The sequence below is a fragment of the Caulobacter sp. GW456-12-1-14-TSB4 genome (assembly GCF_059424195.1).
Genome location: NZ_JBWKZF010000010.1, coordinates 150805 through 176096, shown reverse-complemented (window position 1 = coordinate 176096; position 25292 = coordinate 150805). Strand labels below are relative to the sequence as shown.

The 25292-nt window shown below is 70.3% G+C and carries 24 protein-coding genes; 13 read left to right on the top strand and 11 right to left on the bottom strand.

The features are described 5' to 3' along the window. Nucleotides 1–37: 37 nt before the first annotated feature. Nucleotides 38–1273, bottom strand: coding sequence for a glycosyltransferase family 4 protein (locus tag AC07YH_RS12305; RefSeq protein ID WP_494747272.1), 1236 nt, complete (start codon nt 1271–1273; stop codon nt 38–40). Between the two features lie 105 nt (nt 1274–1378). Between AC07YH_RS12305 and AC07YH_RS12300 the strand changes: the two genes are divergently transcribed. From AC07YH_RS12300 to AC07YH_RS12280, 5 genes are all read left to right on the top strand, one after another. Beyond that, entirely contained in the window at nt 1379–2509 is a 1131-nt protein-coding gene (locus AC07YH_RS12300) for a DegT/DnrJ/EryC1/StrS family aminotransferase (RefSeq protein WP_494747271.1), read from the top strand. Beyond that, on the top strand, nt 2506–3345 hold the full coding sequence (locus AC07YH_RS12295) for a transketolase (protein ID WP_494747270.1): 840 nt from the start codon (nt 2506–2508) through the stop codon (nt 3343–3345). The genes AC07YH_RS12300 and AC07YH_RS12295 overlap by 4 nt, the downstream gene beginning before the upstream one ends. Then, nucleotides 3338–4288, top strand: coding sequence for a transketolase family protein (locus AC07YH_RS12290; RefSeq protein WP_494747269.1), 951 nt, complete (start codon nt 3338–3340; stop codon nt 4286–4288). Before AC07YH_RS12295 ends, AC07YH_RS12290 begins: the two co-directional genes overlap by 8 nt. Nucleotides 4289–4399: 111 nt before the next feature. Beyond that, nucleotides 4400–4642 carry a hypothetical protein gene (locus AC07YH_RS12285; protein WP_494747268.1) on the top strand — a complete coding sequence of 81 codons (243 nt, stop codon included), beginning with the start codon at nt 4400–4402 and terminating at the stop codon, nt 4640–4642. Between the two features lie 61 nt (nt 4643–4703). Continuing rightward, nucleotides 4704–6086, top strand: a complete 1383-nt coding sequence (locus tag AC07YH_RS12280) for an O-antigen ligase family protein (protein WP_494747267.1) — start codon at nt 4704–4706, stop codon at nt 6084–6086. 13 nt (nt 6087–6099) lie between these two features. On the opposite strand, the gene AC07YH_RS12275 is transcribed toward AC07YH_RS12280, so the two are convergent. The 5 genes from AC07YH_RS12275 to AC07YH_RS12255 form a co-directional block, all read right to left on the bottom strand. Then, nucleotides 6100–6801 carry a TorF family putative porin gene (locus AC07YH_RS12275; RefSeq protein ID WP_494747266.1) on the bottom strand — a complete coding sequence of 234 codons (702 nt, stop codon included), beginning with the start codon at nt 6799–6801 and terminating at the stop codon, nt 6100–6102. After that, on the bottom strand, nt 6776–8071 hold the full coding sequence (locus AC07YH_RS12270; RefSeq protein ID WP_494747265.1) for a S8 family peptidase: 1296 nt from the start codon (nt 8069–8071) through the stop codon (nt 6776–6778). Before AC07YH_RS12270 ends, AC07YH_RS12275 begins: the two co-directional genes overlap by 26 nt. Then, complete coding sequence (locus AC07YH_RS12265) at nt 8071–8703, bottom strand: zf-HC2 domain-containing protein (RefSeq protein ID WP_494747264.1); 633 nt, start codon at nt 8701–8703, stop codon at nt 8071–8073. Before AC07YH_RS12265 ends, AC07YH_RS12270 begins: the two co-directional genes overlap by 1 nt. Nucleotides 8704–8714: 11 nt before the next feature. Beyond that, entirely contained in the window at nt 8715–9323 is a 609-nt protein-coding gene (locus AC07YH_RS12260) for an RNA polymerase sigma factor (protein ID WP_494747263.1), read from the bottom strand. Between the two features lie 66 nt (nt 9324–9389). After that, complete coding sequence (locus AC07YH_RS12255) at nt 9390–10187, bottom strand: metallophosphoesterase family protein (protein WP_494747262.1); 798 nt, start codon at nt 10185–10187, stop codon at nt 9390–9392. A gap of 160 nt (nt 10188–10347) precedes the next feature. On the opposite strand from AC07YH_RS12255, the gene AC07YH_RS12250 reads away from it, so the two are divergent. The 7 genes from AC07YH_RS12250 (at nt 10348) to AC07YH_RS12220 (ending at nt 17944) form a co-directional block, all read left to right on the top strand. Then, nucleotides 10348–10668, top strand: a complete 321-nt coding sequence (locus AC07YH_RS12250) for a cupredoxin domain-containing protein (protein WP_494747261.1) — start codon at nt 10348–10350, stop codon at nt 10666–10668. Between the two features lie 91 nt (nt 10669–10759). After that, nucleotides 10760–11452 carry a class I SAM-dependent methyltransferase gene (locus AC07YH_RS12245; RefSeq protein WP_494747260.1) on the top strand — a complete coding sequence of 231 codons (693 nt, stop codon included), beginning with the start codon at nt 10760–10762 and terminating at the stop codon, nt 11450–11452. A 2-nt stretch (nt 11453–11454) separates the two neighbouring features. Continuing rightward, complete coding sequence (locus AC07YH_RS12240; RefSeq protein ID WP_494747259.1) at nt 11455–12513, top strand: amidohydrolase family protein; 1059 nt, start codon at nt 11455–11457, stop codon at nt 12511–12513. Next, on the top strand, nt 12510–13832 hold the full coding sequence (locus tag AC07YH_RS12235) for a hypothetical protein (protein ID WP_494747258.1): 1323 nt from the start codon (nt 12510–12512) through the stop codon (nt 13830–13832). Before AC07YH_RS12240 ends, AC07YH_RS12235 begins: the two co-directional genes overlap by 4 nt. Then, nucleotides 13832–14551 carry a polysaccharide biosynthesis/export family protein gene (locus AC07YH_RS12230; protein WP_494747257.1) on the top strand — a complete coding sequence of 240 codons (720 nt, stop codon included), beginning with the start codon at nt 13832–13834 and terminating at the stop codon, nt 14549–14551. Before AC07YH_RS12235 ends, AC07YH_RS12230 begins: the two co-directional genes overlap by 1 nt. A gap of 5 nt (nt 14552–14556) precedes the next feature. Continuing rightward, nucleotides 14557–16764: a GumC family protein gene (locus AC07YH_RS12225; protein WP_494747256.1), complete on the top strand. Its 2208-nt coding sequence runs from the start codon at nt 14557–14559 to the stop codon at nt 16762–16764. Further along, nucleotides 16718–17944: a hypothetical protein gene (locus AC07YH_RS12220; protein WP_494747255.1), complete on the top strand. Its 1227-nt coding sequence runs from the start codon at nt 16718–16720 to the stop codon at nt 17942–17944. Before AC07YH_RS12225 ends, AC07YH_RS12220 begins: the two co-directional genes overlap by 47 nt. On the opposite strand, the gene AC07YH_RS12215 is transcribed toward AC07YH_RS12220, so the two are convergent. The 4 genes from AC07YH_RS12215 to AC07YH_RS12200 all read right to left on the bottom strand — a co-directional run bounded on the left by AC07YH_RS12215 (nt 17941) and on the right by AC07YH_RS12200 (nt 22940). After that, nucleotides 17941–18456, bottom strand: a complete 516-nt coding sequence (locus AC07YH_RS12215) for a GNAT family N-acetyltransferase (protein ID WP_494747254.1) — start codon at nt 18454–18456, stop codon at nt 17941–17943. The genes AC07YH_RS12220 and AC07YH_RS12215 overlap by 4 nt on opposite strands. Beyond that, the gene (locus AC07YH_RS12210) at nt 18453–19169 is read right to left on the bottom strand and encodes a sugar transferase (RefSeq protein ID WP_494747253.1); all 717 of its coding nucleotides are present in this window, start codon (nt 19167–19169) and stop codon (nt 18453–18455) included. Before AC07YH_RS12210 ends, AC07YH_RS12215 begins: the two co-directional genes overlap by 4 nt. A 205-nt stretch (nt 19170–19374) precedes the next feature. Further along, on the bottom strand, nt 19375–21402 hold the full coding sequence (locus tag AC07YH_RS12205) for a phytase (RefSeq protein ID WP_494747252.1): 2028 nt from the start codon (nt 21400–21402) through the stop codon (nt 19375–19377). A 56-nt stretch (nt 21403–21458) separates the two neighbouring features. Next, nucleotides 21459–22940 carry a CYTH and CHAD domain-containing protein gene (locus AC07YH_RS12200; protein WP_494747251.1) on the bottom strand — a complete coding sequence of 494 codons (1482 nt, stop codon included), beginning with the start codon at nt 22938–22940 and terminating at the stop codon, nt 21459–21461. A gap of 99 nt (nt 22941–23039) precedes the next feature. On the opposite strand from AC07YH_RS12200, the gene bioB reads away from it, so the two are divergent. Continuing rightward, nucleotides 23040–24074, top strand: coding sequence for a biotin synthase BioB (gene bioB, locus AC07YH_RS12195; protein ID WP_494747250.1), 1035 nt, complete (start codon nt 23040–23042; stop codon nt 24072–24074). Nucleotides 24075–24797: 723 nt separating this feature from the next. Here bioB and AC07YH_RS12190 read toward each other — a convergent pair. Next, entirely contained in the window at nt 24798–25022 is a 225-nt protein-coding gene (locus AC07YH_RS12190) for a CsbD family protein (protein ID WP_494747249.1), read from the bottom strand. Between the last annotated feature and the right edge of the window lie 270 nt (nt 25023–25292).

Genomic DNA, 25292 nt, shown 5'->3' with positions numbered 1-25292 from the left:
GCGTGGGGCCGTGACGGAAGGGGAATGGGGGCGTCGGTCACGGTCTTCGGGGCGTTGGTCGATCCTGGACGTATGTACCTTCCAGCAGCCGAAGGGTTCGATCGGTCCCACGTTGGAACGACAGGTGATCGCGATAATAGGCTCGGCCGGCCTGGCCCATGGCGTCGTGATGCTCGGGCGAGGCGTCGGCCAGGGCGGCGATGATCGCCGCCAGGCCTCGCGCGTCGCCGGGCGCGGCCGTCACCCCGGCGCCCGAGCGGGCCAGGATCTCGGCGGCCTCGCCCGCCACCGAGGCGACGATCGGGCGGCCCATGGCCAGGTAGAACTGGGTCTTGGACGGGATGGTGATCCGGAACAACGGGTCGTCGGTGAGGCACATCAGGAGGGCGTCGGCGCGGGCGAAGATCTCGACGATCTCGCGCTGGCCGACGCGTGGGGCGAAGCGGACGATCTGGACCCCGGCTTCGGCGGCGCGGGCGCGCAGCGGCCCCAGCTCCAGGCCGTCGCCCTGCAGCACGATCTCGATGTCGGTCCGTTGCGCCTGGAGTAGCGCGGCGGCGTCGATCACCGTCTCCAGCCCCTGAGCCCTACCGAGATTGCCGCCGTAGACGAGGGTGAAGCGATCGCGTGGCGCGGCGGCCGATGAGGCCTCGGGTATCGACGCGGGCAGGTCGGCCCAGTTGCGGATCGTGGTGACCTTGGCCTCAGGCACGCCGCGCGCCAGCAGGGCCCGTCGCATGCCTTCGGACTGGGCGACCACGGCGGCGGCGCGGCGATAGACGAAGCCGCAGACCGCGCCGAGCGGTCCGACCAGCCGATCGGCCCCGGCCATGCCGGTGGCCGCCACCGTGTCGGGCCACAGGTCCTGGACGTCCAGCACGAACGGCAACCCGCGCGCCCATCCCGACAAGGCCGCGGCTAGGCCCACCGTGATCGGCGGGTGGTAGACGTAGGCCAGGTCGAACCGCCGCTGGCGCAGCAGTCCATAGACCAGGGCCGACAGGAAGAACGACAGGAAGTTCACCGACCGTCGCAGACTGGAGGCGTCGTGGCTGGGATAGAGCGGCAGGCGCACCACCTCGACGCCTTCGACCACCTCGCGCCGCATCCAGGCCATGCGGTAGCCGGGATAGAGCCGCCCGGTCGGATAGTTCGGAAACCCGGTGACCACCGTCACCTGGTGCCCGGCCGCCTCCAGGGCGCGGACGAAGGCCAGTCCTTTGAGGATGTTGGGCTCGGGCTCGAACCACTGCGTCAGGTACAGGATACGCATCGGAATCTGGGATGGGTCCTTAGGCTTTGAACCATGGCTGGGGTCAGCCGCACCTATCGACATCGGCGGGGCTGCCGCCTGAGGTCAGACAAGGTTGCGCGCCGTATGTGCTCCCAAGGCGGTCCACTGGTTCCATTCTTCGATTGGAAAGCGCTCTACGCCGAGCGCGCCGACACGTTCGGACGCATCCTTCACGAGACGGCCGCCTCGGGCGGCTTCATCCTGCAATCGGCCGTCGACGGCTTCGAGACGGCCCTGGCCGACTATCTGGGCGTGCGCCACGCGATCGGCGTTTCGGACTGCACCAACGCCATGCTGCTAGGCCTGCGGGCCTCGGGGCTGGAGCCCGGCGCCGAGGTGATCATCCCCGGCCACAGCTTCATCGCCGCTGCTCAGGCGATCCACCACGCCGGCGGCCGCGCCGTGCCGGTCGAGCTTTCCGAGCGCGACTGGCTGGTCGATCCGCAGGCCGTCCGTGCGGCGATCACGCCCCGGACCCGGGCGATCATGGCCGTGCACGTCAACGGCCGGGTCTGCGACATGGACGCTCTGCTGGAGATCGCCGAGGAGCACGATCTGGCCGTCTACGAAGACGCCGCCCAGGCCCTGGGCGCGCGGCTGGATGGCCGCGTGGCCGGCCGCTTCGGCGCCTGGGGCGCGTTCAGCTTCTATCCGTCCAAGACCCTGGGCTGCTTTGGCGACGCCGGGGCCCTGGTCACCGACGACGACGACCTGGCCGACACCGTGCGGGCCATGCGCAACCACGGGGCCGGCCGCGACAAGGTCATCCCGGCGGACATCGCGGTGTGGGGCGCGAACTCTCGGCTCGACAACCTCCACGCCGCCGTCCTGGCCTACAAGCTGACCTATTACGACGAGGCCATCGCCCGCCGCCGCCAGATCGCCGCCCGCTACCAGGACGCCTTTAGCGATGTGCCGGCGTTGGAGCTGCCGCCGGGGCCGGACGCCTCCAACCGCTTCGACATCTTCCAGAACTACGAGGTCTGCTGCGACGCGCGCGACGCCTTGCGCGCCCACCTCTCCGAGCAGGGGATCGGCACGATCGTGCAGTGGGGCGGCACGGGCCTGCACCAGTTCCGCAACCTGGGCTTCGACCAGAGCCTGCCGCGCACCGACCGCTTCTTCGCCCGCTCGCTGCTTCTGCCGATGAACCACCTGTTGAGCGACGGCCAGGTCGGGCGGGTGATCGACGTCGTGCGCGGGTTCTTCGCGTGAGCACCGAAGCGCTCGACACCAGGAGCCTGGCCCAGCGCCTGCGCCGCCACGTCGTGCGGATGTGCGCCTCGGGCAAGAGCTCGCACGTCGGGTCGGGGCTCTCGATGGCCGACATCATCGCGGTGCTCTATGGCGAGGTGCTGCGGGTCGATCCGGACAATCCCCAGTGGCCGGACCGCGACCGCTTCATCCTGTCGAAGGGTCACGCCGGCGCCTGCGTCTACGCCGCCCTGGCCGAGCGGGGTTTCATGCCGCTGTCGATGCTGGAGCGGCACTACCAGAACGGCTCGGTCCTGTCCGGGCACGTCAACCACAAGGGCGTGCCGGGGGTGGAGATGTCGACCGGCTCGCTGGGCCACGGCCTGGGCGTCGGGACCGGCATGGCCTTGCAACTGCGCCGGGCGGGCGGGACCCAGCGGGTCTATGTCGTGCTCAGCGACGGTGAGTGCGACGAGGGCTCGAACTGGGAGGCGGCGTTGTTCGCGGCCCACCACCGGCTGTCGAACCTTTGCGCGGTGATCGACTACAACAAGCTGCAGGCCCTGGCCTCGATCGAGGACACGATCCGGCTGGAGCCCTTCGCCGACAAGTGGCGGGCCTTCGGCTGGAAGGTCGTCGAGGCGGACGGCCACGACCACGCCGCCCTGAAGGCCGGCTTCGCGCGCGCCACGGTGTCCGATCGCCCCACCTGCATCGTCGCCCACACGGTGAAGGGGCGGGGCGTGTCGTTCATGGAGAACTCGGTGCTGTGGCACTACCGCGCCCCCGCCGGGGAGGAGCTTGCGGCCGCCTTTGCTGAACTGGACCGGGTCGAGCTGGAGGCCGCCGATGCGTGACAGCTTCATCCGCGCCCTGACCGAACTGGCGGCCGAGGATTCGCGCGTGATGCTGGTCGGCGGCGACCTGGGTTTTTCGGTCCTGGACGACTTCATCGCCCGCTTCCCAGACGCCTACGTCAATGCCGGCATCGCCGAGCAGAACATGACGGCGGTGGCTTGCGGCATGGCCCTGTCCGGCGCGCGGGCCTACACCTATTCGATCGCCAATTTTCCAACGCTGCGGTGCCTCGAACAGCTCCGCAACGACGTCTGCTACCACCGGGCCGATGTCACGGTGGTCGCGGTCGGGGGCGGCTTCTCCTACGGCCAGCTGGGCATGTCGCACTTCGCGACCGAGGACCTGGCGATCCTGCGCGCCCTGCCGGAGATGACGGTGGTGGCGCCGTCCGACCCCTGGCAGGCCTACGCGCTGACCCGTCAGATGCACGCGCGGGGCGGGCCAGGCTATCTGCGCCTCGACAAGGCCAATGCTGGCTTGCCGCCGGCCGAGGTGGTGTTGGGCAAGGTCCGCCGGGTGCGGGAGGGCGACGCCGCGGTGATCTTCGCCGTCGGCGGCATCCTGGGCGAGGCCCTGGCCGCCGCCGACCGGCTGTCGGAAGCGGGAATCTTCGTCCGCGTCGTGGACGTCCATACGCTGAAGCCCTTCGACACCGAGGGTGTTGTCGCCGCCGCTCGGGACATCCCCTACGTGCTGACGTTGGAGGAGCACTCGATCATTGGGGGCCTGGGCGGGGCGGTGGCCGAGGCGTTGCTGGAAGGCGGGATCGCGCCGCGCGGCTTCGCCCGCATCGGCCTCCGGGATCTCTATCCCAGCGAGGTGGGGGATCAAGCCCACCTGCGCGCCCACTACGGCCTCGACCGCCATGCGGTAGTCGCCCGCCTGCGGGCCATGCTGGACCACGAACCGGCCCAGGCTCCGCGAAATCTCATCGACGCATGAACGCCGAACGCCGGAATGGGAACGCACCGCTTGGAGCGTGCGCACGCTTTTCGTCAGGGGGGCTCCGCCTCCCTGGCGATCCTGAAAAGTCCCTAAAAAGGAGCTCTGCAGATGCGTTTGACACATCTCCTGGCCGCGTCGGCCGCCCTCTCGATGGTGGCGCTTCCCGCGCTTGCCGCCGGGAAGGCGAGCAACCCGGCCTCGAAGCTGTCGCTGGCTGGCGCCAGCGGGATCGCTCCAGTCGCCGGGACGGCCGCTGCCTCGACCACGGTCTTGGCTGGTGTCGCCGTCGCGGCCGTGGTTGCCGGCGCCCTGGCGCTGAGCAAGCACGACAGCAAGGCCGCCAGCTCCTAAGGAGCCGGCGTCCGGGCGGCGGTCGCAAGGCCGCCGCCTTCGCCGTCGGACGGAGAGGCCGGTGAAACGCTCCCCCACCCCTTGGATGCGCGAGCCGACCTACCGGCTGCTGGTCGTCGCCGGCCTGGGCGCCGCCCTCGCCCTGGCCGGCGGCGCATCACGCCATGACGAGGTCCAGCAGATGGTGGTGCGCGGCGCGGCCGTGCTGGCGATCGGCGCCACCCTGTGGCCGCTCGATGCGACGATCTCGCGCCGCCACCTCGGGGCGATCATCGCCGTCGCGGCGGCCTATCTCCTGCTTCTGCTGCAACTGCTGCCCCTGCCGCCGGCGCTCTGGGTGTCACTATCGGGCCACGACGCCTATGCGCGGATCGCCGAGGCCTCGAGCCTTGTCCGCTGGCGGCCGCTGAGCCTGAGCCCCGATCTCACCCTGAACGCCCTGGCGGCCCTGCTGCCGGCCACGGCCATGGCGCTGGCGGCGCTGCATCTCGACTTCCAGGGACGCGTACGGCTGGTCATGGCGATCGTCGTCGTGGCGGTGGTGAGCGGTCTGCTGGGCCTGGGCCAGGTCGCGGCTGGCGGGCTGAGGCTCTATCGCGAGACCTCGCAGGATTCCGCCGTCGGCCTCTTCGCCAATCGCAATCACCAGGCCGCGTTGATGGCCTGCGCCCTGCCGCTGACCGGGGCCCTGGCCGGGCTGACGTTGCGCAATGGCGGCGACCGGCGACTGGTCCTGGCCTTCGCCCCGGCGACCTTGGCCTTCCTGCTGATCGCGCTGGTCGCCACCGGGTCGCGGATGGGCCTGCTGCTGGGGGCGATCGGAATGGTCGGAGCGATCCTGGCCTATCGCGGCGCGGGCGGACGATTGTGGCCGAGGCGGCCCCTCGCACGCCTGGCTGTCGGCGGCGCCCTTCTTCTGGTCCTGGCGGGGCTGGCGGCGACGATCGCGCGGGGCGGGGCCATCGGTCGGCTGGCCCCTTCGGACATCGCCGGCGAGACCCGCGTGGCCATGGTCCAGCCGCTGCTGGTGACGGCCAAGGCCTTCTTGCCGCTGGGCGCGGGTTTCGGGACCTTCGACGGCGTCTATCGCCGCTATGAGCCCGACGCCTTGCTCTCGACCATCTACATGAACCAGGCCCACAACGAGCCGCTGCAGCTGGTCATCGAGGGCGGACTGCCGGCCCTGGCGCTGCTGGCGGTGTTCGCCGTCTGGTGGATGCGCGGGGTCTGGACGGCGGCGCGGCCGGTCAGGGACGGCCAGCGTGGAAGTCGCCGCCAAGCCATGGGCGTGGCGGCCGCCACGGTCACCCTCGTCCTGATGATCTCGAGCCTGGTCGACTATCCGCTGCGCACGCCGCTGCTGGGCGCGCTGTTCGCCGTGGCCTGCGTGGAGCTGATGGTCGCCGCGCGTGAGCGGCGGCGCGGCGGCAAGGTCGCGGCGTGAGCGCTGGGCCCGCCTAGAACGTCCAGCTGACGCCGACGACCAGGGCGGGATTGCGACCCGCGCGCAGATCGCGGCCGCCGGGCGCCTCCGCGCCGGAGAGGCCGGCGTGCAGGTCCAGGCGCTCGAACCGCCGCGACACGCCCACGCGCCAGTCGACGCGGTCGTAGCAGCGCGCCCCGACCGGCGCCTCCACACAGCTGAGATAGCCGACATGGCCGTCCAGGCGTAGCGCGTCGGTCAGGTCGACGCCGCCATTGACCTCGCCATAGACGGTGTGGACGCCGTGGCGCAGGTAGTCGGGCGAATAGCTGAGGCGGGCGGAGACGTTGCCGGCGCTGAGGCCGACATAGCCCTCCGTGTAGCGGCCCGTCGTGCTGGCGGAATAGTGCTGCAGGCGGCTGATGCGCACGACGCCGGTGTCCAGGGTCAGATGCTGGCCGACCCGGCGGGCATAGCCGACATTGCCGATCAGCCCGACAACGGTCCAGTCGTCGGCGCGCTTGCCGCCGACCACCGAGCCATTGGCGTAGAAGCCCGAGGCATGGTCGTAAGCGAGGTCGACGATCCCGACGGGGTTCTGGCCGCTGATCGAATAGCCGCGCAGGCGGTAGTCGCTCTGGACCGCGAAACCCCCCGAAACCTGGGCGAAGGCGGGCGCGGCCAGACCGAACGCCAGCAGGATCCCCGCGCTAGCGCGCGCTGGATTGAGGGACACGCGCCGCCAGGGCGCACGATCCGCCGCAGCCATCCAGCTCGCGATAGACCGTGGCGTAGGCGTCGACGACGCCCCCACGGGGTTGCGAGGCGACGAGGAGGGCAGGGTAACTGGACGCACGACCTTCACGGACAAGGGCGATCAACCCGCTGACATGAGCGGCGGCATAGGAACTGCCGTTGACCAAATTCCATTTGTCCCCCGGCTGGGTGGTCGGCACGTCGCGATCGGGCGCACTGTACACGCCGGGCGGAACGGTCGCCAAGGATTCCGCCGCCACCGCGATCACCCCCGGCTCGGACGCCGGGAAACCGCCCTTGGGCAGGTTGGGATCGAACGCGGCCACCACGGCGATGCGGCGCGCCTTGGCCACGCCGATCAGCTGGGTCAGCAGGCGGTCCTGCGGGCCGGTCAGGCTGAGGTTGATGATCTCGGCGCGATGGTCGATCGCGAAATGCAGGGCCTTGGCCAGGCTGAGGCTGTCGCACAGGGTCGGCGACGAGGACGAGCCGTTGTCGACCTGCCAGCAGGCGCGCAAGGCCATCAGCCGCGCGCCCGGGGCGATGCCCGCTATGCCGATGCCGTTGCTGGCCTTGGCCCCGATCACGCCGGCGACGCCCGTGCCGTGCCGCTCGGGCGCGGCGGGGCGGCCCGCGACGAAGTCCTGATCGGCGATGAATTGCCCTACAAGATCGGGATGATCGACCTCGATCTTGCTATCGACGACCGCGATCTTGACGCCCTTGCCGGTGGCGATCTTGTGGAGGTCGGCCAGTCGCCACGCCCTGGCCGCCGGCTGGGCTGCGAACAGCGGGTCGTTCTCGCGATCGTAGCTGCCCTGGGTGCGATAGAGGCGCAGCGGCTCGGACCAGGCCACGCGCGGATCGTGCGAGACCTGGTCGATGGCGATCTCGACCGTCCGGTCGCGCGGGGCGCGCATCACGTAGCAGTCCAGGCCGACCAGCGGCATCGGCCAGCCGTCGCCGACCAGGGACAGGCCGTACTGGCGGGCGATCGACTCGGCGGCGCGCTTGCGGGCGCTGCGCGAGAAGCGGTCGCCATAGCTGCCGCCATAGGCCGCGCTGGGCCTATAGTGTTCGGGCGACAGGCGCAGCATCACCAGGATGTCCTGGGCGTCCGCCGTCGTGGCCGAGGGCAGGGCGGTGGCCGAGGTTTGGGTTTGGGTTTGGGCTTGGGCGGGGGCGACGCCCGTAACCGCCAGCAGGCCGGCGGCGGCGAGCGCGCTCCAGCAGGCTGCGGCGCGCTTCATCACGGGCGAGGCTCGGCGTCGATCGGTTCGGCCAGGGTGACGTCGCCGTTGGCGCGCAGGTGGGTCAGGGCGTCGGCGCGGTGGGCGGCGTCGACGTGCAGGACGTAGGCGTCGGCCGTGGTCGGGCCGTCGACGACCCGGGCGTCGATGTCGCGCAGGGCGCCGCGCAAGGCGCCCTCCGAAATCTCTGGCTTGAAGATCACCACGACATTGCCGTGGACCGGCGGCGTCGAGGCGCCGAGCGCGCGGTAGGTGTTGTTCGATTGCGGGGCCAGCCAGACGGCGCCGCCGATCGCCAGGCACAGGCACGCGGCCTGGGCGGCCAGGGCCCAGGCCAGCGGCACGCGCCGGCGCATCAGGGCGGCCGTGGGATGGCGACGTTCGTCGGCGGCCTTGGTCTCCAGCTTGGCGCGCATCCGCTCCCAGCCGTGGTCGACGTCCATGGGCAGGCTCGCGAGCTCGCGGCCCATCGCGCGCTCCTGGTCCAGATCGGCGCGGCATTCGTCGCACTCGGCCAGGTGCTTCTCGACGGCCGAGGTCTCGGCGGCGTCCAGGGTTCCGTTGGCGTACCACGGCAGCAGGCCTTGGGTCTGCTGGTGGCGGGCGTCCTGAAGGTTGACGATCTTCGTCATGGCTAGGGTCCTTAGAGCCAGTCCGGCAGTTCGCCGGCCAGCTGGCGCTTGAGGTAGCGGCGTGCGTGGAACATGCGGGTCTTCACGGTGTCCACCGGGCACTTCATGATCTCTGCGATCTCCCGATACCCCATTTCGTGGAAATAGGTGAACTCCACGACCGCGCGATGTTCTGGCGACAGCGACGCGATCGCTTTCTGCAGCAGGACTTGGGCCCGGCCCCGGCCGAAGTCGTCCTCCGGCGTCGGCTCCAGGCTGGCGCGCTGCTCGGCGGCCGGATCCTCGATCGGCTCGTCCTGCTTGCGCAGGGCCTTCATCGCCTTGCGATAGGCGATGCCGAACATCCAGGTCGAGAGCTTGCTGGCGCCGTTGAACGTGTCAGCCTTGTCCCAGACCACCATCAGGGTGTCGTTCAGGACCTCCTCCACCAGGGTCGGTCGGTGGATCAGGTTCATCAGGAACCGGGTGAGCCGGGGGTGGTAGATCCGGTACAGCGCCTCGAACGCGCCGAGATCCTTCGCGCGGATACGCACGATGAGCTCGGCGTCGCTGATGGACGGCGCGGGCCGGATGGTTTCGCGGGGGCTGATCCCGATGCTCCTGACGTTCACGGTCTTCATCTCGCTGCTGACCGTAGGTGCGCGCGAGACCGCGAAAGGTTTAGCCTCGAATGGCGAATAGCCGGTTCACGCCGGGATAAAGCGGATTTCGACGCCTTTCGGACCCGCCCGGGCCTGGATGAAGCGCCGTTCGGCGCCCTCCAGCCGGCAAGCGCTGAGCACGCCCGACGCGTGGGCGCCGGTGTCCAGGCCAATGCGGCGGTGGTCGGCATGGACGTCCGGGGCGGGGGTGTGGCCATGGACCACCATCAAATCCAGCGGCCGGTCGCAGTCCAGGAACGGCTCGCGGATCCACAGCAGATCGCCGGCGAATTGGGAGCCCAGCGCCACGCTGGGCCGCACGCCGGCGTGGACGAACAGGTAGTCGCCGCGCGCGTGGGATAGCGCCAGGCCCTGGAGGAACGCCAGGTGCCGAGCGGGCAGGGCGGCGGCGAAGGCCTCGCGGGTGTCGCGCCAGGCGCGCATGTCGGAGAGGTCTTGCGGCGCCGGCGCGCCGTAGGCGGCCAGGGTCGCCGCGCCGCCGTACCGGGCCCAGCTCGCCCCTGTCTCGGCGTCGTCCAGGAAGTCGAGCAGGGCCTGCTCGTGATTGCCACGCAGGGCCCGCAGGGTGATCGCGGGATGGTCGGTCAGGGCCAGCATCTGGTCGATGACGGCCGGCGAGTCCGGTCCGCGATCGACATAGTCGCCCAAGCCGATCACGACCGCCTCCCGAGCCTGGGCGGCGTCCTCCGCCAGGGCGTCGATCAGCGGCGCTAAAAGGTCTGCTCGGCCGTGCACGTCACCGATGGCGTAGAGAACGACGCCGTCGGGGGCGCGGGCCGGCGCCTTTCGAACGTGACGCGTCCGGCCGAGCAGCAGTTTCATGCGGTGTCCACTCGGGATGGAGCCGGCGGGGATAGACGCCGGCTGACGTGAGTGCCGGCGCGACGCGGCGCGGTTCACGTCCCTTGAGTTTTTCGCGCCGGCTTAAACCTTCGGCGCGCGCGGCGGAAATCATCGGTGAACCCGAATGGAGGACTGCCTCGTGAAGACGATCATCCCGATGATGGCCCTGGCCGCGACCCTGGCCATGGCCGGACAGGCCAGCGCCCAGACCGAATACACCGTCGTGATGTCGAGCATGAGCTACGGCAAGATCCCCGCCGGTCTGAAGGTCGGCGACACCATCACCTGGGTGAACAAGGACAGCGTCCCGCACACGGTGACCGCCCGCGACCACAGCTTCGACCTGCAGCTACCGCCGGGCAAGAGCGCCAAGCAGACCCTGCAGAAGGCCGGCGTGTTCCCGTTCTTCTGCACCTACCACACCATGATGCGCGGGACCCTGAGCATCGCCGCCAAGTAGCGGCGGCATTGAACGTCCCGAGCCTGTCCGGGAACCCATCCGCAAGTTCTAGACGGACGATGACGTGGTCCTTTCCCCTCCCTTGGCCGCAATGGCAGCCGCTCCCGCGGGCGTCCTCGACGTCCGCGAGGGCTATCGCCGCTGGGCGCCGACCTATGCCTCGGAGACCGCGGTCTCGCATCTAGAGGCCGAGCTGGTCGCCGAGCTGACGCCGCCGCTGGCGGGCAAGGTGCTGCTGGACGCCGGCTGCGGCACCGGGCGGCGCTTGGTCGGGGCCGGCGCGGCCCTGGCCATAGGCGTCGACCTCAGTCCCGAGATGCTGGCCGCCGGCGTCGGGCTGGACGTGCGCCGGCCCGGCCTGCGCACCCTGGTCGGGGATGTCCGCGACCTGCCGTTGCCCGACCGCACCTTCGACGTCGTCTGGTGCCGGCTGGTGCTGGGTCACCTGCCCGAATGCGCGCGGGCCTATGCCGAGCTGGCCCGGGTCGCCGACCTGGGGGCGAGCGTGATCGTCACCGACTTCCATCCAGACGCCGCCGCCGCCGGCCATCGCCGCACCTTCCGCGACGACGAGGGCGTGCATGAGCTGGAGCACTACGTCCATGGCGTGAAAGGCCACCTGGCCGCCGCCGAGCGCGCGGGCCTGGAGCTGATCGAACTGCGCCGGGCGCGGATCGACGAGACCGCGCGGCCCTTCTACGTCGACGCCGGCAAGCTGGACCTTTATGAGCGTCACCTGGGCCTGCCCGTCGTGCTGGCCGCCGTCTTCCGGCGCGGCGCCTGACGATGCGCCTGCTGGTCGTCGCCCAGAACGCCGTCGTCGCCGTGGAAGGCGAGCGCCTGGTCGAGCCCGAGGGCGCCTTCGACCTGGTGCTGGACTTCCCGGACGCCGAGGTGCGGCCGGGGCTGATCAACGCCCACGATCACCTGCATCGCAACCACTACGGCCGCCTGGGCCACCCGCCCTACGCCAACGCCTATGACTGGGCGCGGGACATCCAGGAGCGCGACGCCGACCGGATCGTCGCCGGCCGCGAGACCTCCCGGCGCGACGCGCTTCTGGCCGGGGCCTGGAAGAACCTGGCGGCCGGCGTCACGACCGTGGCGCATCATGACGTCTGGGAGGCCGACTTCGAGACGGACTTCCCGATCCGCACCCCCCGTATCGCCAGCGCCGACTCCCTGGGCATGACGCCCGGGCTGGACGGCCTGGAGACCGGCCGGCCCTACGCCGTGCATATGGCCGAGGGCGTCGATGACGCCGCCGCCGCCGAGGTCTGGGCCCTGGCTGAGCGCGGCCTGCTGACCGAGGACCTGATGGCCGTCCACGGCGTGGGTGTCGACCGGGAGGGCGCCGAGCGCTTCAGCGACTCCGGCGCGGCCCTGGTGTGGTGCCCGACCTCGAACCTCTTCCTGTTCGGCGCCACCGCGCCGGCGGCGATGCTGGACTGCGACGACGTCCTGCTGGGCAGCGACTCCCGGCTGACGGGCGACGGCGACCTGCTGGACGAGTTGCGACGAGCCCGGGGCCTGGCGCTGCTGGACGACGCCCGCCTGGAAGCGGCCGTCGGCGCGCCTGCCGCCCGTCGTCTGGGCCTGCCCGAGCCTTGCCTGGCGCCGGGCGCGTCGGCCGACTTCGTGATCCTGGCCAAACCGCTCCTGGAGGCCAGCGCGCGCGACGTGCTGCTGGTCGTGGCCGGCGGCGTCGTCCGCCTGGCCCACCCTGATCTGGCCCCGCGTCTGAACCCTTTCGCGGACCAACCCCAACACATCCGTATCGGATCGCTCGCCCGCTGGGTGGACGGTCCGGTCCCCGCGCCATCCAGCATGAGGTCGTTTCCATGATCCCCCGTCGTAAGCTCGTCGGCGCCAGCGGCGTCGCCCTGATCGCCGGCCTGTGCTGGTTGTCCGCGACCCCGGTCCTGGCCCAGGAGGCGACGCCGCCGGTCAACGACACGTCCGGCTCGACCACCGACATCTTCTCCAAGGACACCCTGTCGGTGCTGCTGGACGCGCGGGCGGTCGTGGCCAACGGCGCGACGTCCTATGTGGACGGCGGCTTCGGCAAGACCCGCTTCGACGGCAAGAGCAACGGCGGCTACAAGGCCCAGCTGGTCCCCGTCGAGGCCGACCTGATCTGGACGCCGCGCTTCACCTCGTCGCTGAGCGCCAATGTCTCGGTCGCCTATCAGCGCGACCACGAGGAGAGCGTCGATCTGATCGAGGCCTTCGTGAACTACCTGCCGCAGCGCAAGGGACCGGTCGGTTTCTCGGCGCGGGCCGGCCTGATGTGGCCGGAGATCTCGCTGGAGCACTCGACCGGCGGCGCCTGGACCGTCGTCAACACCATCACGCCCTCGACGATCAACGCCTGGGTGGGCGAAGAAGTGAAGGTCCTGGGCGGCGAGGGTACGGTCCACGCCGCCGTCGGCCAGAGCGAGCTGACCGCCACGGTTGGCGTCTTCGGCTTCAACGATACCTCCGGCACGCTGCTGTCGTTCCGGGGCTGGGCCCTGCACGACGAGAAGGCGACGGCCGACGGCTATTTCCAGCTGCCGCCGCTGAACGCCTTCCTCACCCGGGCCCAGCAGAACAAGACCAAGTCGACGATCGAGCTTGATAACAGGCCCGGCTTCTATGGCCGCCTGGACTACCGCCCGCCGCAGCCTTGGGGGGCGTCCGTCTTCTATTATGACAACAGAGGCGATCCCGAGGCCTTCAATCACGACCTGCAGTGGGGTTGGCGCACCCGGTTCTGGAACGTCGGCTTCAACGCCGACCTTGGCTCCAACACCAGGCTCCTGGCCCAGGCCATGACCGGCTCGACCATCATGGGCTTCGATGAGAATGGCGGGCGCTGGATCCACACCAAGTTCCAGTCCTCCTACGTCCTGGTCACCCACATGATCGGCGACGTCGCCGTCACCGGCCGCGCCGAGGCCTTCTCGACCAACGAGAGCGGCAGCCGGATGGCCGCCAATAACAGCGAGGACGGCTGGTCGCTGACGGCCGCCGCCCGCGTGCCGATCAACGACCGCATGACCGCGCTGTTCGAGGCGTTGAACGTCCGTTCCAGCCGGGGCACGCGCGTCACCCTGGGCGGCCTGACCTCGCCGTTCGAGGGCCAGACCGTGTTCCAGGCCTCGCTGCGCATGCGCTTCTGATGCAGCGTCGCTCCTTCCTCCTGATCGGCGGGGCGTTGCTGCTGGCCGCCTGCGCCGAGGAGCCGCGTCTGGGCGAGTTGAAAGGCCCCGCGGCCGTGGCCCAGAAGGCCGAGCTGCCGCCGCCGAGCGGCGCGGACCTAGTGGCGGCCACGACCGCCTACCGGATCGGTCCGCTGGACAAGCTGTCGATCGTCGTCTTCGGCGTCGAGGACCTGTCGGGCAAGTTCCAGACCGACGCGGCCGCGCGCCTGTCGATGCCACTGATCGGCGAGATCGACGCCTCGGCCCGTACGCCCTCCGAGCTGGCCGCGATCATCGCCGGCAAGCTGCGCGACAAGTTCATGCGCGACCCGCAGGTCACGGTGAACCTGGAGGAGACCACCAGCCAGGTCTTCACGGTCGATGGCCAGGTGACCCAGCCGGGCAGCTACCCCGTCGTCGGCAACATGTCGCTGATGCGCGCCGTGGCCACCGCCAAGGGGACCAGTGAGTTCGCCCGCCTGGAGGACGTTGTGGTCTTCCGCATGGTCGACGGCCAGTCCCTGGCCGGGCTCTACAACCTCGGCGCCATCCGGCGCGGGATGTACGCGGACCCGAAGATCTACGCCAACGACGTGATCATCGTCGGCGACTCCGTGGCCCGTCGCCACTTCCAGCAGTTCCTGCAGATCACCCCGCTGCTGACCACGCCGCTCATCCTCGCCCTGGAAAGATTCTAAAACGCATGGAACGGGTCTCGCCCCAGATGCTCGGGCTCGCGTCCAGCGAAGTGACGCTCTTCACCGGCAAGTCCGGCGAGTCGACCGCCCACGGCCAAGCCCATGTCGGACCGCCGCCGCTGCGCCGGCTGCTGCGCGCCGCCGTGCGCTGGCGTTGGGTGCTGCTGGGCGGTGTCGCCGCCGGCGCCCTGGTCGGCGTGGTGCTGACCCTGGCCATGCCGCGCCAGTACGCCTCGACCGCGCGGCTGGAAATCTCACGCGAGACCGCTCGGGTCGTGAAGATCGACGCCGTCGAGCGCGACACCAGCATCGGCGACCAGGAATTCTACCAGACACAGTACGGCCTGTTGCGCACCCAGGTTCTGGCCGAACGGGTCGCCCGCGACCTGGGCGTGGTCGATGATCCGGGGTTCTTCAAGCTGTTCGGCCGCCGGGACCTGTTCGAGGGCGGCAAGGCCGATCCGGCCGCACGCGCCAAGCGCGCCGAGATCGCCGGCAAGATCCTGCTGCTGCATGTCGGCGTCGCGCCGGTGCGCGGTTCCAGCCTGGTCGATGTGCGGGCGGTGACGCCCGACCCGGTCCTGTCGCAGAAGATCGCCAAGACCTGGAGCGAGGACTTCATCGCCAGCACCCTGGAGCGCCGGTTCGAGGCCTCCAGCTATGCCCGCAAGTTCCTGGAAAGCCGCATCGAGCAGCTGCGCGAGAAGCTGGAAATCTCCGAACGCGACCTCGTCGCCTACGCCTCGGAGCATGGCATCATCAACCTGCCGTCGCCGATCGACCCCAACACGGGTGGGGCGGCGGTCGGCGGACGCTCGCTGGTCACCGACGACCTGATCGCCATCAACTCGGCCCTGGAGGTGGCGACCGCCGAACGGATCGTCGCCGAGAGCCGGCTGAACGAGGCCAAGCGCCCCGACGCCAGCAGCATCGCCCTGACCAACGACGCCATCGCCTCGATGCGCCAGAAGCGCGCCGACGCGGCCGGCGAGTACGCCAAGCTGATGGTGCAGTTCCGCCCCGACTATCCGCAGGCCCTGGCCCTGGCCTCGCAGATCGAGGCGCTGGACCGTTCCATCGCCCAGGAGGAGGGGCGTGTGCGCGTCTCGCTGCGGCAGGCCTACGAGTCGAGCCTGATGCGCGAAAGGACGCTGGAGGGGCGGGTGCATGGCCTCAAGGGCGACCTGACCGACCTGCGCCGCCGCAGCATCCAGTACAACATCTACCAGCGCGACGCCGACACCAACCGCGAACTCTATAACGCCCTCCTGCAGCGCTATAAGGAGATCGGCGTCGCCGGCGGCATCGAGAACAACAATGTCGCCGTGGTCGATCCGGCCCGGCTGCCGGAGCGTCCGTCCTCGCCCAGACTGCTGGTCAACCTGCTGCTCGCCATGCTGGGCGGCGGCCTGATCGCCACCCTTGTCGCCGCCGGCCTGGAGCAGATCGACGAGGGTGTCATCGACCCGGCCGATCTCGAGGAGAAGCTGGGCCTGCCGCTGCTGGGCGTCGCGCCCAAGACGCAGCTGGAGGATCCGCTGCTGGCCCTGCGCGACCCGCGTTCGAAGCTGGTCGAGGCCTATCTGGCCGTGCAGGCCAATCTGGAGCTGTCGACGGCCCAGGGCGCGCCCAAGGCGATTGCGGTCATCAGCACGCGTCCGCGCGAGGGCAAATCGACCACGACCATCGCCCTGGCCCAGTCCCTGGCCCGCGCCCGCCGCAAGGTGGTGCTGATCGACGCCGATCTGCGCTCGCCCTCGATCCACTCGGCGTTCGGGCTGAAGAACGGCGTCGGGGTCAGCAACTTCCTGTCGGGGGGCGAGGACCTGGACAGCGCCCTGCACCAGACCGACCATGGGGGCCTGTGGGTGATGACCGCCGGCCCGCAGCCGCCCAACGCCGGTGACCTGCTGATGGGCGATCGCCTGGCCCTGCTGGTCCAGCGATTGAAGGAGCGCTTCGACCACGTGATCGTCGACAGCCCGCCGGTGATCGGCCTGGCCGATGCGCCGCTGGTCGCCGCGGCGGTGGACGGGGTGATCTACGCGGTCGAGGCTCGCGCGACGCCGGCCGGCGCCGTGCGCACGGCCCTGGCCCGTCTGCGCACCTCGCAGGCTCACATCCTGGGCGCGGTGCTGACCAAGTTCGAGGCCCGCAAGACTGGCCATGGCTTGGATTACGGCTACGGCTTCGACTACGACTACGGCCGCTGAGATGGGCGCGGGGGCGATCGTCGCGCGGTCGCTGATCGCCCTGGGCGTCGCGGCCGCCCTGGTCCTGATCGTGCGCGACGGCGTAGCGATCGAGCTGGGGCGAAGCGATCCGGTCCGCGCCGCCGCGCTCCATCCCGCCGACGCCCGGCTGGCCCTGCAGGCGGCGCGCGCCAAGATCGACAAGGGCGCGTCGCCAGCGGCCGTGCGCGACCTCGTCGACCGGGCCCTGGCTCGCGACGTCACCCTGCCGGCCGCTGTCGAGCTGCGCGCTCTGCGGGCCGAGGCCGCCGGGGACAAGGCGCGCGCGGCTCGGCTGTTCTTCCTCTCCGATCAGATCAGCCGGCGCAGCCTCGGGACTCGCGTCTGGCTGATTCAGCACGCGGTGGACGCCGGCGACGTCAATGCCGCGTTGAAGGACTTCGACATCGCCCTGCGCACATCGTCGGCGGCGCCGCCGATCCTGTTCCCGGTGCTGGCCAACGCGGCTTCGGACCCCAGCCTGGCCGGGCCGATCGCCCGACTGCTGGACCGGCCCAGCGACTGGCGGGCGATGTTCCTGCACGACGCGGTGGTCGAACGCCATGCGCCGCCGGGCGTCACCGACCTGGTGCTGAAGGTCCGTGACCGCGCCGCGTTGAAACGCGATGGGATCGATCAGGCTCTGGTCGGGGAGCTGGTCGCTCAGGGAGCCTTCACCGACGCCCGCCGCGCGCATGACGCCTTCCATCCCGCCGCCAAGGCCCTGTTGGCCGACCCCGACTTCGCGCACCCCGACCAGACGTATCCGTTCGGCTGGCGGCTGATCGAGAGCGGCGAGCTCTCCGCGACGCGCGACGTCGCCGGGGGTCGTGCGGTGCTGGCCTACCAGGCCATGGGCGGGGCCGGCGGGGTGGTGGCGACCCAGCTCCTCACCCTTCCGGCGGGCGGCTATCGCCTGAGCGTCCGCACGGCCGCCGCCGACGATCACGCGACGCCGCCTTACTGGACCCTGACCTGCGGCGAGACGGGCGGCGCGCAGATCCTGAAGCTGGATCAGCCCCTGGCGGCAGGACAGGGCGCGAGTGGTGAGTTCGAGGTCTCCGGCGGCTGCGCGGGGCAGTGGCTGGCCTTCCACGTGCGGGGCGCGGATGCGCCGAACCACGCCGGATCGGTGGCCGAGGTGATGGTCATCCGTCGCTAGTCCAGCTGGAAGCGGCCCAACGGCGACAGGCCCAGCGGGCGGGTGCGGCGGCCGTCCCCGACCCGCGCGTAGCCGGCGGCCCGGGCCAGGCGGATCGAGGCGGCGTTGTCGGCCTCGACCAGGTACCAGAGCTGGTCGTCAGGATCGGTCAGGGCCTGGACCATGGCCAGCGCCTGGCGCGCAAGGCCCTGGCCTCGGAAGTCGGGATGGGTCCAGACATCGCCGATCTGAAGATCGCCGGGGTCCATGAACGCAAAGCGCGACCAGCGTGGTGTGACGATCAGCCGGTGGGCCAGGCGGTCCTCGCGCCAGAGCGTCAGTTCGAAGAAGCCGGGACGACTGAAGACCCCGAGGACCTCGAACGCCCACCACACCCAGTTGCTGGCGCGGCGCGAGCCGACCGGTGGGAAGCCGTGCTCGCCGGGCGCCCAGATCCGCGAGGACCAGCCGGACGGAAGCGCCGCCGGCTGCGCCGCCGCCCCGCCTTGCCGGCGATAGAAGCGGACGATCAAGCCGCGTAGCCGGGCGGCTCGGCCCGGGGCAGGGGCGCGGAACGACGGCAGACCAGACGCAGCTCATCGCTGGCGCCCAGCTCTTCCAGGATCGCATCGACGCCCTGCAGCGCCGCGCCGTGCGAAATCGCCCCCAACGCCGTCAGCGCGACGATGCGCAGGTCGATCCAGAAGGTGCGACGCTCGATGTAGAGCAGTCCCAGGCGGCTCTTCCACGGGCGGATGACCTCGTCATAGAGCGCGTCGGGATCGGCCGCGCCGTCCAGGATTTCCGCCTCGTCCGCGAACAGGATCGAGGCCAGGTCCGTGATGCCGGGGCGCACGCTCAAGAGCCGCATCTCCTGGGCGGTATAGCGATCCACGCCTCCACGGCGCGTATTGGGGCGCGGACCCACGATGCTCATGTCGCCGCGCAGCACGTTCCAGAACTGAGGAAGTTCGTCGAGCTTCCAGCGCCGCAGGACGTGGCCCAGCGGCGTGATGCGGGCGTCGGAGCGAGTGGTCGAGGCCGCGCCCTTGAACTCGGAGCCAACGGTCATCGAGCGCAGCTTGGCCATGCGGAAGTCGCGATCGCCCCGTCCGACCCGCATGCCCATGAACAGCGGCGAACGGCCATCCTGGGCCCAGATGGCCGTCATGGCGATCAGGAGGATCGGCGCGGTCAGGATCAACAGGGCCAGGGACAGCAGGACGTCGAACAGGCGCTTGGCCATCGCGGCTCCTCGTCGCGTCGCGACGTGAGAGAGGAAGGCCAAGCGCCGTCGCACGGGAACCGCGACCTTGGGGGACGCCGTCGCGGGTCGGGTGAGGGCGCTTGGCCGGCGGGGCGGGCCGCCTTGGATGAGTGCGCGCTCCACGCCGACCCGTTCAAAGCGGCCCGGAATCCGCAATCCTAGCGTCGTGTTTCCGGACCCCGCCTCATTGCAGTTTCAGCTTCGCGGCGATGGCCGTCCACGGCACGAGCTTGAAGTTCTGGTGCTCGGGCGGCGAGATGTTGCGGCCGTCCTGGGCCACGAAGGCGCCGGCTTCCAGGCCCGCGCCGAGCGAGGCGCTGGTCACCTCCAGGCCGTCGGTCTCCGAGATCCCATCGACGCCGTTGTCGCCGTTCGCGGTGACCGCGAAGCCGCCGACATAGGCGTTGTCGCCCTCGCGCCGGAACACCGCGTAGCTGTTATTGCCCTGGCTGGAGACGACCAGATAACCCTTGCCGCCGGCCTGGGCGTAGAGGCCGACGCCTTCTAGGTCGTCCTTCAAGGCTGGATTGTCCGCGACGCGGGCGATGGCCTTGCGGGCCTGGCCGGCCTTGGCGTCGGCCCCGAGCTTCCAGAGCGCGAGGTCCTCCTCGGCGACATAGAGCGCGCCGGTCTCGTCGTCGGCGACGCAGCCTTCGGTCTGGGTGTCGAACTTTATGTCACGCACCGGCTGGGCGGCGACCTTGCCGGCCTTCGTCGCGATCAGCTTCCATTGCCGGACGAGACCATCGGGATCGCTGATGAAGACGAAGGTCCCGCCCTTGCGGTCCTGGTGCATGCACAGGCCGTAGGGGTCCGAGAGGCCGGTGGCCTGGACGCCGTCGGCGACGCTGGTCAGCTGGCGGGTGTCGGGATCGATCGTGTAGAGCGCGATCGCCTTGCGGGTCCGGTCGCTGGCCGCGATCAGGGTCACGGTCTTGCCGCCCAGCCTGAAGCCGCCGCGCAGATCGACATTGTTCATCTTGCCGTCGGGCAGATATTGCAGCCGCTGGCCCGACAGGTCGTAGACCAGCAGGCCGCCCTTCTTGTCGGTGGCGATGATGGCGCTGCGGCCCGGATCGGTCGGGTGGACCCAGATGGCCGGATCGTCGGCGGCGTCTCCGTCGTGGTCGACCGGCTGGGTCTCCATGGTCGGCTGGACCAAGGCGAGCTTGGACGGTGCGACTTCCGGCGCATCGTGGCCGGGCGACAGGTTCAAGGCCGCGACGACCTCGCGCCAGGAGACGATCTTGCTGTTGGCCCCGGCCTTGCGGTCGTCGGCGATCAGCAGGGCGCCGCCCGGCAGGCTCGCGCCAACCGGGGCGCGGACGCCGAACAGGCCTGAGGCGGCTTCGATTCCCGCGACCTTGAAGCCGCCCACAAACCGGTCGTCCGCGTTGCGGTCATAGACCGTGTAGTCGCCGGCGTCGGCATTGGCCGCGACCAGGTAGTCGCCACCCTTGCCGCCGTTGAGGATGGCCAGGCCGCCGACCTCGCTGGCGAGGTGGCCCAGGCGGTTGATGTCGACGATGACCGGCACGGGCTCGGCCTCGGGATCGGCGTCGTAGCGCCAGATTCCGACCGCCTGCTGGGCGACATAGAGCGCGCCGCTGGCGTCGTCGGCGACGCAGTATTTGGCCTCCGACGACAGGGTCAGGCGGCGCACGACGCGGCCGTCGAGCTTGCCGCCCATTTTGTCGCTCGGGGCGGCCGCGAACAGCAGCCACTGGTCGAGCCGGCCGTCGCGGCTCATGGCCAAGGCGTAGAGCGCACCGTCGCGGGCGCTGCGGTGCAGGCAGACGCCTTCGCCCGAAAAGCCCAGCATCAGCGGCTTGGCGTCGATCGCCGAGGTCTCGCCCGTGGCGTAGTCGTGGGCGAACAGGCGCAGGCGGCCGGCCTGGCGGTCGAGCGCGGCGATCAAAGCCCGCTTGCCGTCCTCGCGGGCGTCGATCGCGTAGACCTCGCCGCCGGGGATCGCGCCGGCGCGCCGGCCGTCCAGGCCGTAGAGTTCCAGCCCGCCCAGTTCGCCGCTGGCGGCGATGACGCCGCGAGCCGGATCGGCCGGATCGCGCAGCAGCACCACGCCGTTGGCGCCGCCCTGGGCGGTCGGGACGGTAGCCCCCACGACCCCGACGCTGGGCGGCGTCGTCTGGGCCAGGGCGGGGGTGGCGATGATCAGGGCCAGCAGGCTGGCGGTGAGTTTCAGGCGATCCATGCTCCGCGCTCTAGGGCGGTTCTGTGTCAGATATTGTCGTTCGGCGAGGCCTCTCCTCACCAGAACCGCCTGGCGTCGAGCAGGTCGTCCAGCGCCGCGCGGGCCGCGTCGATCAGGGCGTCCTCGTCGTCGGCGAAGGCCACGCGCGAGACGTCGCGGACCTGGGCCGCGTCGCCCTGGGCCACGGTCTCGACCAAGGTCTGGCGGACGCTGCGGTCGTTCAGAGCGCCCAGCGTGTCCTGCACGCGTCGCGACGCCTCGAGGAACTGTTCGACGCGCTTGGGATGGTCGGGAAACAGCGGGCTCAGGTCCTCGGCGGCGTAGCGCAGGGTCTTGCCCTTCAGGCGCAGCCGATGGCGCTCATGAGCGTCGAGCTTGTCGAAGGCCTTGGCGCGGGTCTTCACCTGCTTGAGGCGATGGTCCAGCACCCGCGCGGCGAAGGCGTCGGCGCGGCTGTCGCGCAAAGCCGCCAGATGCGGATCGGTCGACCAGGCGCCGGTCTCCAGCCAGGCGGCCGCTTCCAGCAGCACGTCGCGGGCCTGGGGGCTGGCCAGCGCCGCCTCCATCCGCAGATAGGCGTTGGCGCGGGCGGCGTTCAGGGCGCGTTCGAAGTCGTCGCGGCCGTCGAATTTCGCTCCGTCGCGCGCCTGCTCCCAGACCTCGCCGATGAAGACGTCAAGGTCGCGGGCCATGTCGAACTCGCCGGCCAGCCAGTGCAGGCCATCGTCGAGGATCTGGGCGGCGGCGTCTTCGGCCAGGGGCTTGAAGATCTTCAGCAGCGCCCGCAGCCGCCGTGTGGCGACGCGGGCCTGGTGGACGCCTTCGGGCTCGGGCCGCTCGCGCAGCGATTCCAGCGCCGAGCACAGATGGGCGAGGTCGGCATGGCCCAGCGTCTGCAGCGTCTCGCCGACGGTGGCGCGGGGGTCCAGCGTCGCGGCCTGCCGGCGCGGCGAGGCGGTCGCATCGCCGGCGGCCAGGCCGTAGCCGCGCTCGGCCTTGCTGACCAGCGACAGCCGCAGCGGCACGTGCCGGGCGACGTCGCGAGCCAGGTCGAAGAGGGCGCTGGCCGGGCCGCTCTTCAGCTCCAGCTCCAGCTCACAGACCGCGGCCTGCCGGCCCTTGGCCAGCAGTTCGCCCCGGTCGAGGGCGGCCTCGATCATCGCCTCGCCGACCTGGACCAGCCGCACGGTGCGCTCGACGCGGGTGGTGAACACCGGCGCCAGGGTCTGGCCGGCCAGCATGGCCGCGGCCGGGGTGCGCGACAGGGCGTCGGGGTCGGGATCGGGGCCGGCGATCGCCTCTTCCCATTCGCCGCGCGAAAATACCCCGCCGGCCGAGGCCGACTTCAGGGTCTGCTTGCGGCCGCCCTCGCCGTCGCGCACCCGCAGGCCAAAGCCCGCCTTGCGCAGCGTGTGGCCGGGGGTGTCGAAATAGGTGGCGTCCAGCTGGCGCACCGCGCCTTCGCCGCGCAGATGGGCCAGGGCTTCCGGCGCCGCCTCGGGCGGGATCAGGAACTTCAGTTCGATCTCGCGATCCATGACCTGACCAACTCCTGGGACGCGCGTCTGCTCCCGCAAGGTGATGCCGCGTCGCCTGCGTCTTGCCAAGTGTTTGACGCGGGTCCAAACGTTCGCGCCATGAGTCAGATCAACGCTTCCCCCCGCCATGACTGGACCCTCGCTCAGGTCGAGGCCCTGTTCGACCTGCCGTTCATGGAGCTGGTCTTCCAGGCCGCCACCGTGCACCGCGAATGGTTCGACCCGTCGGAAGTGCAGCTGTCGCAGCTGCTGTCGGTCAAGACCGGCGGCTGCGCCGAGAACTGCGGCTATTGCAGCCAGTCGGCCCACTTCAAGACCGGCCTCAAGGCCGAGAAGCTGATGGCCACCGAGGACGTGGTGGCCAAGGCCCGCGCGGCCCGCGACGGCGGGGCCCAGCGCTTCTGCATGGGCGCGGCCTGGCGCGAGCTGAAGGATCGCGACCTGCCCAAGCTGGCCGCGATGATCGGCGAGGTGAAGGCCATGGGCCTGGAGACCTGCGCCACCCTGGGCATGCTGACCGCCGACCAGGCCAAGGCCCTCAAGGAAGCCGGCCTGGACTACTACAACCACAACCTCGACACCGGTCCGGACTACTACAAGGACGTGGTGACCACGCGCACCTACCAGGAGCGCCTCGACACCCTGGCCCACGTCCGCGACGCGGGCATGAGCACCTGTTGCGGCGGCATCGTCGGCATGGGCGAGACCCGCCGTGACCGCGCCGGCCTGCTGCATCAGCTGGCCACCCTGCCGTCGCACCCCGACAGCCTGCCGATCAACGGCCTGGTGCCGGTCAGCGGCACGCCGCTGGGCGACAAGGTGCTGGCCGAGGGCAAGGCCATCGATTCCATCGAGTTCGTCCGCACCATCGCCGTCGCCCGCATCGTCTGCCCGAAATCGATGGTCCGCCTGTCGGCCGGCCGCGAGGGCATGAGCCGCGACCTGCAGGCCCTGTGCTTCATGGCCGGCGCCAACTCGATCTTCGTCGGCGGCAAGCTGCTGACGACGCCGCTGCCGGGCCTGGACGAAGACAGCAAGCTGTTCCAGGACCTGGACCTGCGCCCGATGGGCGGCAAGGTGCAGGTCGAGGCCAAGGCGCACGAGCACCAGCACGAGATCGTCGCGGCGGAGTAGGGCGGCGACACGGCTCCGCCGCTTCACGCGGCGGGCCGCTGAAGTTCGTGAAAGGGACCGCGGAGCGCCGGGCCACGCCCGGAATGTGGAAGTTGAATACCGTTTCGACGAAGCCAGAGCGCTCCGCGCGGCCGTTATCCGGAAGCCCTCGAAGCGCGGGGTTTTAACCCGCTTCCGACATCGCCTCCGACGGGCGGAGAGGCTGGCTGCCTCGTCCGGAACGCACAGGCGATTTCAGCCCGTGCCTGCCGCGCCATCGACCCGACATCCCACGTCGTTTCTGTGTTCCAGGGCCGACCGCCGCTAGAGGGATGCAGTTGCGAAGTTTCCTCCGCACCGATGAACGCTACCCGCTCGACCACCCCTGACAGCCGTCACGATCGCCGGCCGGACGTCCCTTTCGCGCTGTCAGGTGAGGAAGAGTATGGGGCGGCGCTGAACGCGGATCATTCAGGGCTGCGTAAAATCGACAAGTGATTGATTTCGGGGGCTTCGATCTCGCGAACGCCGAGGATGGAGGCCGCTCAATCCCCGTAATAGGCTCCCTCTCCCATAGGGAGAGGGTTGGGGTGAGGGGTTACGAGGTTCGACGGCGTGCCGGCACTGAGCTCTGCAACAGCGCCAAGATCGTCCACGGGCTTCGCCTAACCTCTCACCCTCCCACGCCTACGGCGCGGGCCCCTCCCTCTCTCAAAGAGAGAGGGATTCAGGTGGAGGCTCTCCCTACTTCTTCGCGTCCTTGACCGCGTCCTTCAGCTCGCCCTGCTTCAAGTTGCCGGCGACCTTGTCCTTCTTGCCTTCGGACTTCAGGTCTTTGTCGCCGACGATCTTGCCGACGCCGGACTCGACCTTGCCCACGGTTTCCTGCTTGCGCCCGGCTTCCTTGTCGCAGGCGGCGAGGCCGGTCAGGGCGATGATCAGGGTCAGCGGCAGGACAAGGCGGTTCATGAGGAGGCTCCGAGGGACGCCCCAAGCGGGGCCATGCCCCTACAACGCGAACTGCGCCGTTCGCGATCCGGCCTCGGGGGTCTTCCGCTTCGTGGGAAAGCTCTTCCGACCCCGGAAGAGCGCCCTCCTTACATCTCACGGCGAGACGGTCGCAGGGCTGATCAGGTCACTCAAGGACGACGCTCCGCGTCGCCGCGTGCGGCCGCCGGAGGCGGTGTCGGCGGACTGACCTGCTCAGCCCTGCACGCTGCAGCCTCCAAGAGATTTAAG

Excerpts from the sequence above, each read along its gene's own strand:
- AC07YH_RS12220 (WP_494747255.1), top strand. The coding sequence starts at position 16,718 with ATGGCTTGGATTACGGCTACGGCTTCGACTACGACTACGGCCGCTGAG.
- AC07YH_RS12245 (WP_494747260.1), top strand. The coding sequence starts at position 10,760 with ATGGCAGCCGCTCCCGCGGGCGTCCTCGACGTCCGCGAGGGCTATCGC.
- AC07YH_RS12265 (WP_494747264.1), bottom strand. The coding sequence starts at position 8,703 with ATGACGAAGATCGTCAACCTTCAGGACGCCCGCCACCAGCAGACCCAA.
- AC07YH_RS12260 (WP_494747263.1), bottom strand. The coding sequence starts at position 9,323 with ATGAAGACCGTGAACGTCAGGAGCATCGGGATCAGCCCCCGCGAAACC.
- AC07YH_RS12230 (WP_494747257.1), top strand. The coding sequence starts at position 13,832 with ATGCAGCGTCGCTCCTTCCTCCTGATCGGCGGGGCGTTGCTGCTGGCC.
- AC07YH_RS12270 (WP_494747265.1), bottom strand. The coding sequence starts at position 8,071 with ATGAAGCGCGCCGCAGCCTGCTGGAGCGCGCTCGCCGCCGCCGGCCTG.
- AC07YH_RS12290 (WP_494747269.1), top strand. The coding sequence starts at position 3,338 with ATGCGTGACAGCTTCATCCGCGCCCTGACCGAACTGGCGGCCGAGGAT.
- AC07YH_RS12305 (WP_494747272.1), bottom strand. The coding sequence starts at position 1,273 with ATGCGTATCCTGTACCTGACGCAGTGGTTCGAGCCCGAGCCCAACATC.
- AC07YH_RS12285 (WP_494747268.1), top strand. The coding sequence starts at position 4,400 with ATGCGTTTGACACATCTCCTGGCCGCGTCGGCCGCCCTCTCGATGGTG.
- AC07YH_RS12240 (WP_494747259.1), top strand. The coding sequence starts at position 11,455 with ATGCGCCTGCTGGTCGTCGCCCAGAACGCCGTCGTCGCCGTGGAAGGC.
- AC07YH_RS12300 (WP_494747271.1), top strand. The coding sequence starts at position 1,379 with ATGTGCTCCCAAGGCGGTCCACTGGTTCCATTCTTCGATTGGAAAGCG.
- AC07YH_RS12255 (WP_494747262.1), bottom strand. The coding sequence starts at position 10,187 with ATGAAACTGCTGCTCGGCCGGACGCGTCACGTTCGAAAGGCGCCGGCC.
- AC07YH_RS12205 (WP_494747252.1), bottom strand. The coding sequence starts at position 21,402 with ATGGATCGCCTGAAACTCACCGCCAGCCTGCTGGCCCTGATCATCGCC.
- AC07YH_RS12200 (WP_494747251.1), bottom strand. The coding sequence starts at position 22,940 with ATGGATCGCGAGATCGAACTGAAGTTCCTGATCCCGCCCGAGGCGGCG.
- AC07YH_RS12210 (WP_494747253.1), bottom strand. The coding sequence starts at position 19,169 with ATGGCCAAGCGCCTGTTCGACGTCCTGCTGTCCCTGGCCCTGTTGATC.
- AC07YH_RS12225 (WP_494747256.1), top strand. The coding sequence starts at position 14,557 with ATGGAACGGGTCTCGCCCCAGATGCTCGGGCTCGCGTCCAGCGAAGTG.
- AC07YH_RS12235 (WP_494747258.1), top strand. The coding sequence starts at position 12,510 with ATGATCCCCCGTCGTAAGCTCGTCGGCGCCAGCGGCGTCGCCCTGATC.
- bioB (WP_494747250.1), top strand. The coding sequence starts at position 23,040 with ATGAGTCAGATCAACGCTTCCCCCCGCCATGACTGGACCCTCGCTCAG.
- AC07YH_RS12190 (WP_494747249.1), bottom strand. The coding sequence starts at position 25,022 with ATGAACCGCCTTGTCCTGCCGCTGACCCTGATCATCGCCCTGACCGGC.